14 protein-coding genes are annotated in these 14,825 nt (G+C 74.3%); 8 read left to right on the forward strand and 6 right to left on the reverse strand.

All coding sequences use genetic code 11. The annotated features are described in order from the left end of the window. Nucleotides 1-33 precede the first annotated feature (33 nt). Nucleotides 34-2,109 carry a collagen binding domain-containing protein gene (locus tag DEJ17_RS01185; RefSeq protein ID WP_110891679.1) on the reverse strand — a complete coding sequence of 692 codons (2,076 nt, stop codon included), beginning with the start codon at nucleotides 2,107-2,109 and terminating at the stop codon, nucleotides 34-36. Nucleotides 2,110-2,317: 208 nt separating this feature from the next. Beyond that, nucleotides 2,318-2,797 carry an NUDIX domain-containing protein gene (locus DEJ17_RS01190; protein ID WP_258366588.1) on the reverse strand — a complete coding sequence of 160 codons (480 nt, stop codon included), beginning with the start codon at nucleotides 2,795-2,797 and terminating at the stop codon, nucleotides 2,318-2,320. A 175-nt stretch (nucleotides 2,798-2,972) separates the two neighbouring features. Between DEJ17_RS01190 and DEJ17_RS01195 the strand changes: the two genes are divergently transcribed. After that, a complete protein-coding gene (locus DEJ17_RS01195) occupies nucleotides 2,973-3,842 on the forward strand; it encodes a universal stress protein (RefSeq protein ID WP_181420974.1) in 870 nt (289 codons plus the stop codon). On the opposite strand, the gene DEJ17_RS01200 is transcribed toward DEJ17_RS01195, so the two are convergent. The 3 genes from DEJ17_RS01200 to DEJ17_RS01210 all read right to left on the reverse strand — a co-directional run bounded on the left by DEJ17_RS01200 (nucleotide 3,799) and on the right by DEJ17_RS01210 (nucleotide 6,336). Further along, nucleotides 3,799-4,770, reverse strand: a complete 972-nt coding sequence (locus tag DEJ17_RS01200; RefSeq protein ID WP_146239577.1) for an SGNH/GDSL hydrolase family protein — start codon at nucleotides 4,768-4,770, stop codon at nucleotides 3,799-3,801. The two genes, DEJ17_RS01195 and DEJ17_RS01200, sit on opposite strands and share 44 nt — an antisense overlap. A gap of 175 nt (nucleotides 4,771-4,945) precedes the next feature. Continuing rightward, complete coding sequence (locus tag DEJ17_RS01205) at nucleotides 4,946-5,302, reverse strand: PRC-barrel domain-containing protein (RefSeq protein WP_110859982.1); 357 nt, start codon at nucleotides 5,300-5,302, stop codon at nucleotides 4,946-4,948. 50 nt (nucleotides 5,303-5,352) lie between these two features. Next, complete coding sequence (locus DEJ17_RS01210) at nucleotides 5,353-6,336, reverse strand: glycosyltransferase family 9 protein (protein WP_110891682.1); 984 nt, start codon at nucleotides 6,334-6,336, stop codon at nucleotides 5,353-5,355. Between the two features lie 100 nt (nucleotides 6,337-6,436). Between DEJ17_RS01210 and DEJ17_RS01215 the strand changes: the two genes are divergently transcribed. The 7 genes from DEJ17_RS01215 (at nucleotide 6,437) to DEJ17_RS01245 (ending at nucleotide 13,301) form a co-directional block, all read left to right on the forward strand. Continuing rightward, a complete protein-coding gene (locus tag DEJ17_RS01215) occupies nucleotides 6,437-6,994 on the forward strand; it encodes an HAD-IIIA family hydrolase (RefSeq protein ID WP_110891683.1) in 558 nt (185 codons plus the stop codon). Further along, nucleotides 6,991-8,070: a glycosyltransferase family 9 protein gene (locus tag DEJ17_RS01220; protein WP_110891684.1), complete on the forward strand. Its 1,080-nt coding sequence runs from the start codon at nucleotides 6,991-6,993 to the stop codon at nucleotides 8,068-8,070. The genes DEJ17_RS01215 and DEJ17_RS01220 overlap by 4 nt, the downstream gene beginning before the upstream one ends. Before the next feature lie 87 nt (nucleotides 8,071-8,157). Beyond that, the gene (locus tag DEJ17_RS01225; protein WP_110891685.1) at nucleotides 8,158-9,159 is read left to right on the forward strand and encodes a glycosyltransferase; all 1,002 of its coding nucleotides are present in this window, start codon (nucleotides 8,158-8,160) and stop codon (nucleotides 9,157-9,159) included. Further along, nucleotides 9,156-10,484 carry a glycosyltransferase gene (locus DEJ17_RS01230; RefSeq protein ID WP_110891686.1) on the forward strand — a complete coding sequence of 443 codons (1,329 nt, stop codon included), beginning with the start codon at nucleotides 9,156-9,158 and terminating at the stop codon, nucleotides 10,482-10,484. Before DEJ17_RS01225 ends, DEJ17_RS01230 begins: the two co-directional genes overlap by 4 nt. Further along, complete coding sequence (locus DEJ17_RS01235; RefSeq protein WP_110891687.1) at nucleotides 10,481-11,104, forward strand: SIS domain-containing protein; 624 nt, start codon at nucleotides 10,481-10,483, stop codon at nucleotides 11,102-11,104. The genes DEJ17_RS01230 and DEJ17_RS01235 overlap by 4 nt, the downstream gene beginning before the upstream one ends. Then, nucleotides 11,101-12,534: a PfkB family carbohydrate kinase gene (locus DEJ17_RS01240; protein ID WP_258366589.1), complete on the forward strand. Its 1,434-nt coding sequence runs from the start codon at nucleotides 11,101-11,103 to the stop codon at nucleotides 12,532-12,534. Before DEJ17_RS01235 ends, DEJ17_RS01240 begins: the two co-directional genes overlap by 4 nt. Nucleotides 12,535-12,596: 62 nt before the next feature. After that, on the forward strand, nucleotides 12,597-13,301 hold the full coding sequence (locus DEJ17_RS01245) for an SDR family oxidoreductase (protein WP_027465581.1): 705 nt from the start codon (nucleotides 12,597-12,599) through the stop codon (nucleotides 13,299-13,301). Nucleotides 13,302-13,668: 367 nt separating this feature from the next. On the opposite strand, the gene DEJ17_RS01250 is transcribed toward DEJ17_RS01245, so the two are convergent. After that, nucleotides 13,669-14,757: a glycosyltransferase family 9 protein gene (locus DEJ17_RS01250; protein WP_110891688.1), complete on the reverse strand. Its 1,089-nt coding sequence runs from the start codon at nucleotides 14,755-14,757 to the stop codon at nucleotides 13,669-13,671. Nucleotides 14,758-14,825: the final 68 nt, after the last annotated feature.

Here is a 14,825-nt window from a genome sequence, read left to right on the forward strand (position 1 = left end):
CCGCCGACACGCCGCCACGGGCCCGCCGCGCGGTCAGTCCTGCAGGTGGTCCGTGCGGCGGCGGTTGCGCACCGCACGGTAGGTCAGCAGCGCCGCACCGAGCAGCACGAGCACACCAGCGGCGATGAGCCCCGGCCCGAGGTCCGCGCCCGTGTAGGCCAGCGGCCCACCGTCCCCCGCGTCGCCCTGGCCCGACACCGGCGCGGAGCCCGAGCCGGCGGCGGGGCCGGTCGGAGCCACCGAAGGAGAGCCACTCGGCGACGGCGACGGAGCAGGAGCCGGCGCTGGACCCGCCGCAACCCGCACCACGAACGCCAGCGGCGTCGCAGCCCCGGACTCCGGGGTGACGACGGTCGCCGTCTCGGCCCCCTCGACGTCGACCGAGACGGCGTACTCCGTCGTGGGCTCCAGCCCGGTCAAGTCGAACGCACCGTCGTCGTCCGTGACGACCGACACGGGATCGCCGGACTGCGGGTCCGTCGGAGTCGCGACGACCCCGACGTCCGGAACGGGTTCGCCGTTCGTGTCGAAGACCGTGCCGGGCTGGTCGGTCGTGACCTCGGCGGCTGCGGCTGCGGAGGCGAACGGCAGGTCCGACGAAGCACGCTCGCCGGCGACGGCCGTCACACCGGTGTTCGACGTGGCTCCGGTGGCCCCCGGCTCGGGTCGTCCGGTCCGGATCGTGTAGGTCCCCGCCTCGGTGGCGAACGCGTAGCGGCCGTCGGCGTCGGTCGTCGTGGACGCGATCACCGCCCCGGCGTCGTCGAGGAGTTCCACGACCTGTCCTGCTGGCACCGGTGCACCGTCGAGCGACACGACACCGGTGACGGTGGCGACGACTGCCGCTGGAGCCTCGATCGGTGCGGGCTCGGCCGGTGTCGCATCGACGTCGCCGGTCGTGACGGTCACGGGCGGCTCGTCGGCGACGGACACGTCGAGGTCGGTGTCCGCCGGCAGGTCGGAGCCGGTGTAGACGCCGTCGCTGTTCGTCGTGGTGTCGACGAGGACGTCCCCGGAGTCCGGGTCGGTGATGACGACCTCGAGGTTCGACACCGGGGAGCCGTCTTCGTCGACCACGGTGCCGATGACCGACACGGAGTCCTCCGGCGACGTGAACGCGAAGTCGGCCTGCTGGTCCACGCCGCCCGGCGAGCCTGCCTGCGCGAGGGAGACCCTCGTGGGCTGGTCAGGACCCTCGGCGCCGTCCGGCGGGGTGATCTCGACGCGGTAGCTCGCGATGACCGGCAGCTGCGGGAACGCGTACGTGCCGCCGGCCTCGGTCGTCGTCGTGTAGACGGTGCCGCGCGGAGCGGTCACGCGGACGATCGCCCCGGGGATCGGCGCTCCGTCGAGGGTCGCCGTGCCGGTGATCGCGGCGGTGCGGTCGGCGAACCAGGTCTGGTACACCGGGAACCCGCTGCGCTGCTGGTACGTGATCGTCAGGCTGGTGAGCGAGACGGTCGGCGTGAACCAGGCCGTGGCGCCGGCGGTGTCGACCGCGCCGGTGTTGCCCGTCAGGGTCCGGGTGGCCGGGTCCCAGGTGGGCAGGTCCCGCCCGGTCGTGCCGTCGGGGTCGGCGGTGCACGACGGTCCTCCGGTGACGGCGGCCGAGCACGAGTTGTAGGAGCTCACGTAGCCGAGCTGCTCCGCGGTCGCGGCACCACCCCCGGAGACGGTGGCCGAGATCGTCGCCCGGTCGGCGTCGACGTCGCCGAGCACGAACGACCAGCTCTGGGCCCCCGGCGTCGGCTCGGCGAACGTGTACGTGGTGGTCGAGGCGCCGGACGTGGGCGAGTCGACGTTCGGCCGCTGGTTCATGTAGGTCTGGCCGCGGCTCGTGCCGTAGACCGCGCCGGACGGGGTCACGGCCGACTGCCAGGTCGATGCCCCGCTGACGACGGTCGACTGCCGAGAATCAGACGTGAAGGTGGTCTCGGGGAACCCGGCGAGCGTCATCGTGCCGGTGTAGGCCCGGCTCGCTCCGCTGAGGGTGAAGGTCCCCCAGTTGCCGACCGGCTCCGCCGACGCACTGGTTGCGCCGCCGACCGCGAGTCCTGCGCCGAGTGCGAGGACCGTCAGCCCAGCCGTGACCGCGCGCCAGCGTCGCATGCGTACTCCCCTGCTGTGGCGCCGGAGAACCCGACACCCACTCAGGCTATCCGGAGGACGCGGCTCTTGTCCGGTGTCCGACACGAGGACGAGGAGCCCGGCGAGTGGTCACGACATACCGCGCGCCGATCGCCGAGTGGCTGAGAAGTGTCGCCGGGAGGCCCGTCGGACGACGGTTCGTGACCGCTCGAGGAACACGAGCGGCGCGTCAGGAACCGTCCGCACCCCAACCCAGCGCGACCAGGGCGTCGAGCGCCGCGACCTGCCCGGCCACCACCAGCTCCCGCGCCTCGTCGAGCCCGACCCACCGTGCGTCGTCCACCTCGGGCACCTCGACGAACCGGCCCGACCCGCGCGGCAGCTCGAGCCGCACGGTGTTGCTCCGCACGGTGTCGACCGAGAACCCCGGCGCCGGTGCCGCGAAGACCCGCACCCGCTTGCCCGACGCCTGGCGGAACTCCCCCAGGTCGGTGAGGTCCGCGGCGGTCACCGGGGCGGGCACGCCGATCTCCTCGGCGAACTCGCGCAGCGCGGTGCCGAGCGGGTCCTCGCCCGCCTCGACCAGCCCCTTCGGGATCGACCAGGCACGCGGTCGGTTCCGCCAGAACGGGCCGCCCATGTGCGCGAGGAAGACCTCCGGCCCGGACGGACCGGCCCGGTGCAGCAACAGTCCGGCGCTCACGACCACGCCCCGAGACTACGCAGAACCGGCCGGGAGGCCCGGATCACCACACACGCGCCGCGCACCACCCGACGTGCCCGGTCCCACCGCCGGTTCCCCCGCCCGCCCTGGGAGTACCGTGTGGCGCACGGAGCGCCGTGTGACGCCCCCGGAGGACCTGCGATGGAGGAGGCCGATCGGGATGGACGAACGATGGACGACGGTGACGCTGGCCGCGGACGCCGCGATGCCACACGACGAGGCGCTGCGGTGGATCGCCGCCCGGGCGGACACCGGGATCGAGCGGATCCGGATCATCGGCGCCGAGCCGGCGATCGAGGGCCCCGGACCGGTCGCCGACCGCCTGGCCGAGGCCGCTCGCGCCGCCCTGCCCGGCGCCACCGTCGAGGTGCACCGGCACGCCGGGCCGTTCGCCAGTGCCCTGGTCGAGGAGTCCGACGGCGGTGACCTCCTGGTGATCGGGACGTTCCGGAGCCGACGGGGTTCGACCGCCGGCGGCGACCCGGCGCGCGTGGCGGTCCGTGCGGCCGTGCCGACCGTGATCGTCCCCGAGGGCCCGCACCCGATCGACGGCGACGTGGTGCTGGCCGTCGAGGAACCGATCGACGAACGGGCCGTCTCGATCGCCGTCACCGAGGCCGTCCGGCTGCACCGACGACTGACGCTGCTCCGGGCGTGGGAGATGCCCGTGCTCACCCGGACCGGGCTCACCGACTTCGCCGAGGACCCCCTGCGGTGGCGCGCCCGGAACGCCGAACTGCTGCAGCGCGTCACCGAGGATCTGACCGCGCGGTTCCCGGCGGTGCGGATCCGTCCGCTGCTCGTGGAGGGACACCCGGGGCACGCCATCGCGTCGCGCACCCGGCGGGCGTCGCTCGTGGTGCTCGGACGGGGCCACGTGCGGGTGCTGTCCGGCGCACTGCTCCACGACGTCGTCCGTGAGACGGCGGCACCGGTCTGCGTCGTCCCACCGGCGGCCCACACGGACAGCGCGGGGTCCGGACGGGTCAGCCGGCGAGTTCCCGGATCGCGTCGGCGATCTGGTCCGTGAGGTACGCGACACCGCGGCCGTTCGGGTGCAGGGCGCCCGCCTTCAGGTCGATGCGTCGCAGGTCGCTCGAGCCGGTCAGGCTGACGCCGGCGACGTAGCGCTCGTCCTGCGCGGCGCAGGCCGAGTGCGCCTCGGTGCGTTCGAGGACGTCGACGAACCGGACCCCGGCGGCGTCTGCGGCGGATGCGGACACGGCGTCGAGCTCCTCCTGCACGCCGTGCAGGTACGCCACGTCGTCGTCGGTGAAGGGGAAGGTGTCCGAGGGGAACGACCCGGCGAGCGTGCCGAGGTCGAGCGCCGAGCGGAAGCAGCCCTTCGCCGGGGTGTGCTCGGTGTCCGGGAAGATCGCCGGGTACCCGAGGAACACGACGACGGCGTTCGGCGCGGCCCGTTGCACCGCTGCGAGGGTGTCGGCGATCCCGAGTGCGACGCGCGACTGGATCTTCACGCTGAGCTGGTCCTCACCGTCCTGCACGAGCGTGCTCTCGCACGACGGCGCGTCACGTCCGGAGAACACCGGGCCGTCCGCCGAGATCGCCAGGCAGGATGCGGCCGTTCCGAACAGGTCCGCGTCGTTGCCGCCGATCGTCAGGGTGACGAGACGGGTACGCGACGACAGCGACTCGATCTGCGGGGGGACGCCCTTGAACTGGTGCCCGGTCGTGACGTCCTCGCTGGTGGCGCCCGCGCACGTGACGTCGGTCAGATCGAGGCCGAACCGCGCCGCGAGCCGGTGCGGGTAGTCGCGGGCCGACTGCACGCACGCGCTCGTCGGCAGCCGGGTCCGGTCGCCGAGCCCGTAGCCGGCCGAGTACGAGTCACCGAGGGCGACGTACTCGCTGCCCGGCGGCAGGTCGGCGAGCGGCTCGGCCGGGTCGTCCGGCACCGGGTAGGGCTGCGGGACGGGCCACATCGGTGCGGCCGACACGGAGGGCACCGACCCGGGCACCGCGACACCCGCCACCACCGATCCGACGACGGCGACCGCTACCGCGGCGGCGGCGAGCAGCGTCGTTCGGGCGGTGCGGAGCAGTTGCGGCCTCCGGGCGGGTGTGGCGGGTGGTCAGCGGGTCGGGTCGGAGCGTTGCCGGGGCGGAGCGGGCTCAGCGGCGACCGAGTCGCCGTTCGCCGCCGCTGCCGGTGCGGTACTCCAGCCCGTAGTGCTGGAACAGCTCGGGCTCGGTCGCGGCGTCGAGCTCGCCGTCGGTCGAGATCGACGGGGCGTCCTTGACGAGCTTCTTCGGGAACGTCACACGCAGGTGCTTCGGGGCGACGGTCGCGCCGAACAGCGGGACGAAGACGAGCTTCTGGAACCCGACCACGCCGGTGGTCAGGGCGCCGAACGCCGGCTCGGACGTGGCGGTGTCGTAGTAGATGCTCTCGAGCGTGCCGACCTTGTCGTCGGCCTCGTCGACGACCGGCAGACCGATCCAGTCACGGATGTTCGCGGCTTCGAACACGAAGGACTCCCTCCGAGCATCCGGCAGGTCCGGGTGGCTCTCGGTCGACGCTACCGCCCGGCCGCCTGAGCGGTCACCCGGAGCCGGTCCACCGCGGCCAGCACGTCGTCCGCGGTCACGGCCAGGATCGCCGGATCCGGGTCCTCGGCGAAGACGTCGCCGCGACGCACCGATGCATCGGTGAGCACGATGTGCGGCCCGGTCACCGGGGGCCCCCACGCCTCGGGCGGCGCCGGGCCGAACAGCACGACCGAGGGCACCCCGTACGCGGTCGCCAGGTGCGCGGCACCGGTGTCGACCGTGACGACGAGCCGCGCCGCGGCGATCACCGCGGCGAAGGCCTGCAGGTCCAGGGTGCCGCCCAGGACCGCCTCCGGCGCAAGACCGGCCGCGTCGGCGACCGCGCGGGCGCGCACGACGTCGTCCGAGCCTCCTGTCAGGACCACGTCGGCACCGCGCGCTCGCAGCCCGCGCACCACGTCGGCGAAGCGGTCCGTCGGCCAGTGCCGCGCGCCGTGGAAGGCGCCCACGTGCACGACGGCCGCGTCGGCGACCACCGGCGGCTCGGCGGGGCGGTCGAGGCGGACCTCGGTCGCGTCCGCCGGGATGCCGTGCCACGTGAGCAGGTCCGCCCAGCGGTCGCGCTCGTGGACGTCGTCGGGCCACTCCGGGCCCTCGTAACCGTGGGTCGGGTCGGCGTGCCCGATGACCCGGCGCGGGGCGAGCGCGGCGACGAGGTCCGAGGACTCCGGTCCGGCGCCGTGCAGGTTCACGGCGACGTCGACCGCCCCGTGCGGCACCGCGATCGGGTGGTCGAGACCGTGCTGGGCCAGGTGGACGTCCACCGCCGGCACGAGTTCGACGACCGGCGCCAGCCACGCGGTGGTGGCGAGGGTGATGCGGTGGTCGGGGAACGCGCGGCGGAGCGCGTGCAGCGCAGGGACGGCGACGAGCAGGTCGCCGAGCTTGATGGCACGGAGGACGAGCAGTTCCGGGCGTCCGTCGGGGTCGGGCAGGCGTTCGAGGGCGGTCACCGCCGCGACGGTAGACCGGACACGCTGACGGTCCTGCCGGGACCGCGCTCCGCGGCTCTTCCTGGGGCGGCCCCCGGCCGTCGACCGGTAGTCACGGAGCATGGCCCTCGCACCGGACCGCGTCATCCGCGGCCTGCTCCTCGACCGCGACGACACCCTCGTGGTGGACGTCCCGTACAACGCCGACCCGCACCTGGTCGTCCCCGTCCCCGGTGCCCGCCGCGCCGTCGAACGGGCACGTGCCGCCGGGTTGCAGCTCGGCGTCGTCACGAACCAGTCGGTGATCGCGAAGGGCATGGCCACGCGCGAACAGGTCGACGCCACCAACGCCCGGGTCGACGAGCTCGTCGGCCCGTTCGACGTGTGGTGCGTCTGCCCGCACGACGCCGGTGACGACTGCGCCTGCCGGAAGCCCCGGCCCGGGATGGTCCTCGACGCCGCCGACCGGCTCGGCATCCCGGCGGAGTCGATCGTCGTCGTCGGTGACATCGGCGCCGACGTGCAGGCCGCCCGGAACGCCGGCGCGCAGGGGATCCTCGTGCCCACCCCGCGCACCCGCCGCGAGGAGGTCGACGAGGCCGACACCGTCGCCGCGGACCTGGACGAGGCCGTCACCCTGGTGCTCGAGCACGTCGGCAGCGTGGCGGACCGGGCGTGAGCGCCAGTCCGCGCGTCCTCGTCGCCCGGCTCGACTCCTTCGGCGACGTCCTGGTCGCCGGCCCCGCGGTGCGCGCGGTGGCCGCCGGGGCCGCGCACGTGACGATGCTGTGCGGACCGCAGGGAGCGCCGGCCGCCGACCTGCTCCCCGGCATCGACCGGGTGCGGGTGTGGGCGGCACCGTGGGTCACCGAGACCGCGCGTCCGATCGACGACGCCCTGCTCGCCGAGTTCCGCGCGCTGGTCGCCGAGGAACAGCCCGACGAGGCCGTCGTCCTGACGTCCTTCCACCAGTCGCCCCTGCCCCTCGCGCTGCTCCTGCGCCTGGCCGGGGTCCCCCGGGTCTCCGGGGCCTCGGTCGACCACCCCGGGTCCCTGCTCGACGTGCGGCTCCGCCCCGGCGAAGACCTGCCCGAGGACCTCCCCGAGCCCGAGCGCGCGCTGCGGATCGCCGAGGCGGCCGGGTTCCGGCTGCCGCCGGACGACGACGGGAGGCTCGCCGTGCGTCACGACGCCGTCCTGCCCCCGCCCGTGGCCGGCCTCGACCGCTACGTGGTCGTCCACCCCGGAGCCAGCGTCCCGGCTCGGTCGTGGCCGGAGTCCCACCACCGTGCGCTCGTCGCCGCCTACGCCGAGCGCGGCGTCCCCGTCGTCGTCACCGGCTCCCCCGGCGAACGCGCTCTGACCGCCGCCGTGGCGGGCGACACCGGCATCGACCTCGGCGGCCGCACCAGCCCCGCCGAACTCGCGGCCGTCCTCGCCAGCGCCGAGGTCGTCGTCGTCGGGAACACCGGTCCGGCCCACCTCGCCGCCGCCGTCGGAGCGCCCATCGTGAGTCTGTTCTCGCCCGTCGTCCCCGCCGTGAAGTGGGCGCCGTACGCCCCGCTCGTCGAACTGCTCGGCGACCAAGCCGCACCGTGCCGTCTCAGCCGCGCTCGCGAGTGCCCGGTCCCCGGCCACCCGTGCCTGTCCGGAGTGCGCATCGCGGACGTGCTGGCCGCTCACGAACGCCTCCTCGACCGCGTTTCGCGGACTGATCGGAGAAGTCTGCGGGGCGGCTCAGAAGGCGCTGCGTAGCGTGCGCCACTGCTTCTCCTGCTCCTTCTCCTGCTGCTCCGGCAGCGGCGGGGAGCGACCCCATCGACACCGACCGGAAGGCCCTGCATGCGGATCCTCGTGTGGCACGTGCACGGCGGCTGGATGGACGCCTTCGTCCGCGGCCCCCACGAGTACCTCATCCCGACCACCCCGGCCCGTGACGCCTGGGGACTCGGCCGCGGCGGGCGCGACTGGCCGGACACCGCGATCGAGATCGACCCGGCCGACGTCGCCGAGGCAGAGGTCGACGTGGTCGTCCTGCAGCGCACCGAGGAGCTCGAGGAAGCCCGTCGTCTGCTCGGTGGCCGTGACGTGCCGATCGTCTTCGTGGAGCACAACGCCCCCCGGGTCGACGTGCCGAACAGCCTGCACCCGATGCGCGACCGCGACGACCTGACGATCGCACACGTGACGCACTGGAACGCCCTGATGTGGGACTGCGGCACCACCCGGACCACCGTCGTCGAGCACGGCGTCGTCGACCCCGGGCCGCTGTACACCGGCGCGCTCGAACGTCTCGGCGTCGTGATCAACGAACCCGTCCGGCGCAACCGTGTCGTCGGCACCGACCTGCTCCCCCGCTTCGCCGAGGTCGCCCCGGTCGACGTCTGGGGCATCGGCTCCGAACGCCTGCCCGAGCTCGGCTTCGGCGACCGCGTGGTCGCGCTTGGTGACGTCAAGGCCGATCCCATGCACGCGGCGCTGGCCGAACGGCGGGCCTACGTGCACCCGAACCGCTGGACCTCGCTCGGCCTGTCGCTCATCGAGTCGATGCACATGGCCATGCCGGTCCTGGTGCTCGCGACGACGGACGCGGCCCGCACGGTGCCGGATGAGGCCGGGGCCATCGCGACGGACGTCGAGGAGCTGGTGCGGGCCTCCAGGCTGCTGCTGGAGGACCCGGACGAGGCGCGTCGACGGGGGCTCGTGGCGCGGGAGGCCGTGCTCGCACGGCACGCGCTCGGTCGGTTCCTGGCCGACTGGGACGACCTGCTCGGCGACGCCGTCGCGCGCGGTGCGCGACGGAACCGTGCGGCGAGAGCCGCGCTCGAAGGGAGCCTGCGATGAAGATCGCCATGGTGTCCGAGCACGCGAGTCCGCTCGCCGTGCTCGGCGGGGTCGACGCCGGTGGGCAGAACGTCCACGTCGCCGAACTGTCCGGTGCGCTGGCCGACCGCGGCCACCACGTGACCGTCTACACGCGGCGCGACGACGCGTCGCAGCCGGTCCGTGTGCCCCTGCGTCCCGGCGTTGACGTCGTGCACGTCGACGCCGGTCCCGCGCGTGCCGTGCCGAAGGACGAGCTGTTCCCGTTCATGGGGACGTTCGCGTCGGTGCTCGCCGCCGAGTGGTTCCTGGACCGCCCCGACGTGGTGCACGCGCACTTCTGGATGTCGGGACACGCCGCCCTCGACGCGGTGACGCAGGTGCAGGCGCGGACCGGCGGGGTACGGATCCCGGTGGTGCAGACCTTCCACGCCCTGGGTGTCGTGAAGCGGCGGCACCAGGGTGCCGCCGACACCAGCCCGGCCGAGCGCGAGTGGGTCGAACCCGCCGTCGGTCGGAGCGTCGACCAGGTCGTCGCGACGTGCTCGGACGAGGCGTTCGAGCTCAAGGCCCTCGGTGTCCCGCTGCACCGCATCTCGGTGGTGCCGTGCGGTGTCGACGTGTCGCTCTTCCGTCCGGACGGCCCCGTCGAACAGCGCGACCGTCCGCTCCGGGTGCTCACGGCCTCACGACTCGTGCAGCGGAAGGGCGTCGGGACGACGATCGCCGCACTCGCCGCGCTGGTCGAACAGGGCCGTGACGTCGAGCTCGTCGTCGTGGGCGGTGCCGGTGTCGCCGGCGCCGACCTGGTGGACGACCCCGAGTACCAGCGCCTCGACGCACTCGCCCGTTCGCTCGGCGTGCGCGACCACGTGACGTTCCGCGGGCAGCTCGGGCAGCACGACATGCCCGCCGTCTACCGCAGCGCCGACGTCGTCGTCTGCGCCCCCTGGTACGAGCCGTTCGGCATCGTGCCGCTCGAGGCGATGGCCTGCGGCCGCCCGGTGGTCGCCTCGAGCGTCGGCGGACTCATCGACACCGTCGTCGAGGACGCCACCGGCCTGCACGTGCCGCCGCGCGACGAGACCGCGGTCGCCGAGGCCGTCGGCGCACTGCTCGACGACCCGGAGCGCCGCGAGGCGTACGGCCGTGGCGGTCGACAGCGCGCCGAGTCCCGCTACACCTGGCAGAAGGTCGCGGCCGACAGCGAGCGCGTCTACGAGCGCCTGCTCGCCGGCGCGACCTCGTCCGCCGGGGCCACCGGGCCCGCCGCCGGCCGCTCGCGCACCACCCACGCCGGCCGGGTCACCCGCGCCGCGCAGTCGACGGAGAGGACCGCACGATGACCATCGACCAGCAGACCGGGCTCGAGGACCGCGCCGTCACCGACAGCGCCCGCGTCGTCGTCGACCACGTCGCGGCGTCGGTCCCCGTGATCGCCTCCCTCGTCGACCACCGGGACCACATCGCCGAGTGGGCGGACGACATCGCCGGACGGCTCGTCGCCGGTCGTCGGCTGCTCGCCGCGGGCAACGGCGGGTCAGCCGCCGAGGCGCAGCACCTGACGTCGGAGCTCACCGGTCGCTTCGAGGGCGACCGACCCGCGTACTCGGCCATCTCGCTGCACGCCGAGACCTCCGCCCTGACCGCGATCGGGAACGACTACGGCTACGACCAGGTGTTCGCGCGGCAGGTGTCGGCGCACGCCCGGGCCGGCGACGTCCTCGTGCTGCTGTCGACGAGCGGCAAGAGCCCGAACCTGCTCCGCGCCGCCGAGGCAGCGCGCGCCGTGGGTGCGCGTTCCCTCGCCCTGACCGGACCCCGGCCGAACCCGCTCGCCGACCTCGTCGACGACGCGATCTGCATCGAGGGGCCGTCCGCCAACGTGCAGGAGGCGCAGCTCGTCCTGGTGCACGCGCTCTGCAAGGCGATGGAGCCGACGCTGCGTCGCGGGGGCCGTCGATGAGCGGGCCCACTGCCGTCGCACCGCGTTCCGGCGCCGCCGGTGGCCGTTCCGCCGGACCGCGCTTCCGCATCGCCGTCGTCGGGGACACCCTGCTCGACGTCGACGTGTCGGGCACGAGCGAGCGCCTGAGCCCCGACGCCCCCGTGCCCGTGGTGGACGTCGCCACCGACGACCGCCGCGCCGGTGGTGCCGGACTCGTCGCGACGATGCTCGCCCGCGACGGCCACGACGTCACCCTGATCACGGTCCTGAGCGACGACGGCCGTGCGCAGGAGATCCGCGACCTGCTCCCCGACGTCGCGGTCGTCGCCGGGCCGTCGGGAGCCCCCACCCCCGTGAAGACCCGCGTGCGCGTCGTCGACCACGCCCTCGTCCGGATCGACGAGGGCTGCGCGACCCCGCCCGTGCCCGAGGCCACCGAGGCCATGACCGCCGCCCTCGACGGCGTCGACGCGATCGTCGTGGCCGACTACGGCCGCGGGGTCGCCGCTGCCCCGGCACTCCGTGACGCCCTCGCCCGTGCGGCCGAGCGCCTGCCGGTCGTGTGGGACCCGCACCCGAAGGGCGCCGCGCCCGTGCCCGGCACCACCGTCGCCACCCCGAACGCTGCCGAGGCACGACGCTTCACCGACGTCGAGGGACACGGTGTGCCCTTCGCGACCGTCGCCGCCGCCCGGCTCGTCGAACAGTGGCAGGCCGGCGCCGTCGCCGTGACGATGGGTGACCGCGGTGCGCTGCTCGCCGACGCCCAGGGCGACAGCCGCTTCGTGCCCGCTCCGTCCGTCAGCGCCGGGGACCCCTGCGGTGCCGGCGACCGGCTTGCCGCGGGCGTCGCCGTCGCACTGGCGTCCGGGGCGGACGTCCCCGACGCCGTCTCCGCCGGCGTGGTCGCCGCGTCCGAGTACCTGGCCGCCGGTGGCGTCACCGCGCTCTTCGCCGACGACGGGCCCGCGCCGCTCGCCGTGCCCGGGGCCGACCGGGACGCCATGCGCCTGGTGCACGACGTCCGGAGCGCCGGCGGAACCGTCGTCGCAACAGGGGGCTGCTTCGACCTGCTGCACGCCGGACACGCCCGCACCCTGTCGGCCGCCCGTGCGCTCGGTGACTGCCTGGTCGTGTGCCTCAACTCGGACTCGTCGGTCCGCGCACTGAAGGGCCCCGACCGGCCGATCATGACCCAGGACGACCGGGTCGAGCTGCTCCTCGCGCTCGACTGCGTCGACGCCGTCGTGGTCTTCGACGAGTCGACCCCCGACGAGGCCCTGCGCCGCTTCCGCCCGGACGTCTGGGCGAAGGGCGGCGACTACACCGCGAGCGAACTGCCCGAGACGGCGACCCTCGCCGAGTGGGGTGGCCGTGTCGTCACGGTGCCGTTCCACCCGGGCCGCTCGACCACCCGGCTCGCCGCCGCGATCGAACGCGTCGGGTGAGCGTCCGCTCGCCTTCCCACACCAGCTCGACCACTTCCCGCACCACTACGCAAAGGACATCCATGCCCGTCCCCACCACCCCCATCGGCCGCGTCCTCGTCACCGGCGGCGCCTCCGGACTCGGCGCCGCCGTCGTTGCCGCCGTCACCGAGGCCGGCGGTACCCCGATCGTCCTCGACCTGCGGATCGACGCCGTCCCCGAGGGCGTCGACGCCGTCGCCGTGGACGTCTCCGACACCGACGCCGTCGAGCAGGCGGTCCGTGACGCCGCCGAGCGGCACGGTGGACTCGACGCAGTCGTGACCGCCGCGGGCATCGACACCCCCGCCCCGATCGACGCCATCTCGTCCGGCAAGTGGGAGCAGATCGTCGGCGTCAACCTGATCGGCACCGCCTCGACCGTGCGGGCCGCCCTGCCCGCCCTCGAGGCAACGCACGGTCGCGTCGTCACCATCTCCTCGTCGCTCGCCCTGCGCGGCGTCGGCGACGGCACCGCGTACTCGGCGTCGAAGTTCGGCGTCCGTGGGTTCTCGCAGGCGCTGGCCGCCGAGACCGCCGGTCGCATCGGCGTGACGAACATCATCCCCGCCGGCATGCGTACGAACTTCTTCGCGGACCGCACCGAGCAGTACAAGCCCGGTCCGGACGCGCAGCTCATCGAGCCGGAGTACGTCGCGAACTCGATCATCTTCGCGCTGTCGCAGCCGGCCGGCTGCGAGATCCGCGAGCTGTCGATCATGCCCGCGACGGAGCCGAGCTGGCCGTAGCCGCTCGCCGCTGACGGACGGGAGGCGCGGTGCCGGCTGGCACCGCGCCTCCCGTGTCTGCGTCGCCTGAGCGACAGCTCCGCCGCTCACGGCCGTGTTCATCTCGTCCAGGCGACGGAGCCCGCGGAAGGTTCGCATGGATCTGTCGCTTTCGTGGGTGGCGGACGGGAGGCGCGCTGCCGGTCGTGCGCTGTGCCTCCCGTCCGGCCGTGGACCGGACCACCCCGTCGAAGCGACGGATCTCCGCGGCGCCGGTCGCTCTCCGCCGTGAAGGCGACGGATCCGCGCGGAAGGTCCGCGGCAGACTGTCGCTCTCGCGGAACCGGTGGGACCGCCGTGGGTCGCGTCCACTACGCGCCGCGCAGCGTCAGACCGTGCGCAGCAGGTCCTCGACGTCGGCCAGGACGGCCCCGGGCTCGACCTGGTCGACGTAGGACGGGTCGTGCTCGCACCGCTCGGCGGTCCAGCCGACCTGGGTGACATCCGCGCCGCAGACCGGGCACTGCGTCACGAAGGACAGGTGCACCCGGTGCCGACCGCGGTCGAAGGGCCCGGCGTTGATCACGTTGCCGAACCAGAACACCCCGACGGTCGGCGTGCCGACGGCCACGGCGAGGTGCCGCGGACCGGAGTCGTCGCCGACCATGACGTCGGCGGCGGCGAGGACGTCCGGGAGTTCCCGAAGCGGCAGCGACGCGGTGAGGTCGTGCACCCGCTCCTGCAGCTCGGACGGTAGCGACGCGACGATGGCGGACGACGCCGGGACGTCGGTCTCGTCACCCACGAGCACCACGTCGTCCCCGGCGGCGAGTCGGGCGCGGGCGACCTCGGCGAAGCGCGACGGGCTCCAGCGGCGACGCGGGTCGGTGGCGCCGGGGTGGATCGCGACGAGTCGTCCCCGGACTCCGAGGCGCTGTCGGACCCCGGCACGCGCGGCCTCGGAGACGTGCAGCCGAGGGTCGAGGGTGACCGGCTCAGCGCCAGCGAGCGAAGCCACCTCGAGCGCCCGGACGACCTCGTGCTGGTAGTAGACGTAGCGGACCCAGCGCTCCAGGACCTCGGCGTCCTCGGTCGCGGTACCCACCGTGTGGCGGGCGCCGAGCCGGAGCAGGAAGGGGTTCGAGTTCCGACCACCGCCGTGCACCTGCACCGCGAGGTCGAAGTGCCCGTGCAGCCGGTCGAAGAAGTCCTGCTCGGTGGGAGCGTCCTTGCCTGACTCCCGCACGCCCGGCACGACGGGGAGTTCCTCGAATGCCTGGACGGCGTCGGTCCGGCCCTGCAGCACCGGGCGCGCCGACGGCGCCCCGAGCAGCGTGATGCGGGCTCCCGGGTACGCCGAAGCCAGCGCCTCGACCGCCGGGAGGGCGAACATCAGGTCGCCCAGTCCCCCACCGCGGAGCACCGCGATCTCGCTGACCCCGTCGAACCGTTCTCCGCCCACACCGATCTGTTGCACAGTTCCACGTCTACCGGTCGGACCCGTCCGGACGCCCAGCAGCGCCCCCGGATGGACGAGAAGCGCGA

Source organism: Curtobacterium sp. MCSS17_011, assembly GCF_003224275.1.
GTDB lineage: Bacteria > Actinomycetota > Actinomycetes > Actinomycetales > Microbacteriaceae > Curtobacterium.